General features: G+C 38.5%; 3 protein-coding genes. All 3 read right to left on the reverse strand.

Going from position 1 to position 2,418, the window contains the following annotated elements; all coding sequences use genetic code 11:
* Positions 1-94: 94 nt before the first annotated feature.
* A complete protein-coding gene (gene tnpC, locus J2S19_RS23540; protein WP_307347318.1) occupies positions 95-1,687 on the reverse strand; it encodes an IS66 family transposase in 1,593 nt (530 codons plus the stop codon).
* 102 nt (positions 1,688-1,789) lie between these two features.
* Complete coding sequence (tnpB, locus tag J2S19_RS23545) at positions 1,790-2,143, reverse strand: IS66 family insertion sequence element accessory protein TnpB (RefSeq protein ID WP_307347321.1); 354 nt, start codon at positions 2,141-2,143, stop codon at positions 1,790-1,792.
* Positions 2,140-2,334, reverse strand: coding sequence for a hypothetical protein (locus tag J2S19_RS23550; RefSeq protein WP_307347325.1), 195 nt, complete (start codon positions 2,332-2,334; stop codon positions 2,140-2,142). Before J2S19_RS23550 ends, tnpB begins: the two co-directional genes overlap by 4 nt.
* Positions 2,335-2,418 lie beyond the last annotated feature (84 nt).

The raw sequence follows: 2,418 nt of genomic DNA on the forward strand, positions 1-2,418 counted from the left end.
GTAAGCCCGAATTATAAAATAAGCGCATCCTTTCGGTACGCATTACAAATAGCCGTAAATCCCGACTTTTTTAATCGAATTACGGCTATTTCATTTATTTGCTACATTCTGCCTGAATCATTTTTGACCAGGGCATGTATTGATCTAATATTTCAGGGTTTTGTTGGATGCTGAGATTTGGTAGATCCGTAAAAAGCTTCTTTATATATTCATATAAATCAACGCCGTTACTTTTGGTAGTTTCAGCGATACTCAAACAGACGGCATTTGCTTTTGCACCAGCTTCACTTACACTAAAAAGCCAATTTTTTCTTCCTATAACGTTAGGGCGGATGGCGTTCTCGGCCGGATTATTATCTATTTCAATTCGTCCGTCATTCAGGAATGCTTTGAGTCCATTTGCCCTGTTCAATGTGTACTCTGCTGCTTTTGCTAACGCATTTTTTCCGTAGAATGGTGATGTTTCAACCCAATGAAGAAATTTCTTCACGATTGGCTTCGAGTATTTTTGACGTTTTTTTCTTCGTTTACTCGGTGATAAATGCTTAAATTGCCTTTCAAGCCGATATAAATCATCGCAAAATTTCACACCCATTCTACCATTTTTGCTATCAGCTTTCAGCCAATAACGACGAACATGCGCCCAACAATTCGCGAAACTGACGCCTTCCAATTTATCATAAGCAGAATAACCATCACACACAATCGTTCCAGAAAAACCTTCAATAAAGCTTTCAAGAACAGAGCGAGCTCGAGATAACGCACTTTGGAAGAGAGTTATTATTGGCCCTTGACTGGGCACACTTCGAAACACCCAATTATAGGCATTGGCTTGGCCAGATTTCCCATCTGAACGGTTGATAATTTGTCCGTATGTTTCATCGACATGCAAAACTGATTTAGACATCATCAACTCTTTCATTCGTTCATAAACAGGTAAAAGCCAATCATGTGCTACACGGATAACCCAATTCGAAAGATTTTTATCATTGGTATCCAATCCATAGCGATCCCATTCCTTTACTTGGCGGTAAAGAGGCAAGTATTGTACAAATTTATCATAGATAACTTTGGCAAGTACGCTAGGACCTGCGATGCTACGCTGAATCGCTGGTTGAGGTGCTTTCCCACGTTTGATTTGTGCTGTCTGTGCTGAATTCACTTTGCAGTCTTTACATTCATACGCATGTTCAATATGCTGTACTTTCATCATTTTGGCAGGAATAAATCTTGCTTCTTCACGTACGATTGTACTACCAATTTCAATCATTTGCTCTGAACAACAGTCACAGACCGTATTTTTCGGATGATGGTGAATAGCTTCTACTTCAATACCATCATGCAAGGAATCATTTCGTTTTTTTGATGTAACTTTTCGTACAACAGTATAAGAGATTGTCTGTTGGCTTTGTTCTTCTGTGTGCTCAGGTTCGCTAAAAGCCGGGTCATCATCAAATAATGAACCTTGCCCATCTGGTAGGTTATATTTTGATTTTTCGGTTTTTGATCCATATAAAAGCTTAGTTAAATGGCGAACTTGATCGGTTAACGCTTCAATCTGTTTAGTTGATTGATCTAGCTTTTTCGATAAATCTTTATTTTGTTGATTTGAATGAGCCAATTGTTCTTCGAGAAGCCGAATTAATTTCTCATTCAGGTTATTGTTATCGGAAGAAGCATTCACCATTTATTTCACCACTTTTCGTTCATATAAGTTAGTTATATTATACCATTTTGAACGAGCTAAGTGAAGGTAGAAACGGCTTCAAATCAACGTTTTTCAATTAATTCAGAACACTCCTTTTGGTGATTTTTGAATAGCCTTTGGTTGCTGAATCGATAACCCCTCAAGTAGCCACCGAATCTCCTGATGGGATAGTTTTCGCACCTCGTTTTCGTCTTTTGGCCATTGAAGTTTGCCTTTATCCAAACGTTTATATAGCATAGCGAAGCCATCACCATCGAAATACAAACATTTATACCGGTCCTTACTCCATCCTGAAAATAAGAAAATAGAATCACCATATGGGTCCAGTTCATATGAATCCTGAATCAATGTAGCTAATCCATCAATGCCTTTACGCATGTCAGTTTTCCCACAAATGATGTAAATATTTTTAACACTTGTATAGTCGTGTTTCACAGATGTTTCAGCTCCCTCATAATCGTTTGAATGATGTGCTGATCCACGCCGTTGTTGAAGGAGATTTCCATGCTTGCCGTTTTGATCGTACAAGCGTTACTGGAATAGGTTGTTGATGAGGTGGATGAATATGCAACTTTATTATCGGAGTGTAATGTAACGGGGACGATTGTTAGTTTTTGTTCTGGCATATGAAAAGCACCTCCTTAAATTGATACATTCATCGTACCAGGAGGCGCTGTGTGTTTATATGCGTTGTTTGATTGGGGGCTTAC

The sequence above is a fragment of the Metabacillus malikii genome (assembly GCF_030813355.1).
Lineage (GTDB): Bacteria > Bacillota > Bacilli > Bacillales > Bacillaceae > Metabacillus > Metabacillus malikii.

What these genes read in the sequence shown, in the direction of transcription:
- J2S19_RS23550 (WP_307347325.1), bottom strand. Translation starts at nt 2,334, where the DNA reads ATGCCAGAACAAAAACTAACAATCGTCCCCGTTACATTACACTCCGAT.
- tnpC (WP_307347318.1), bottom strand. Translation starts at nt 1,687, where the DNA reads ATGGTGAATGCTTCTTCCGATAACAATAACCTGAATGAGAAATTAATT.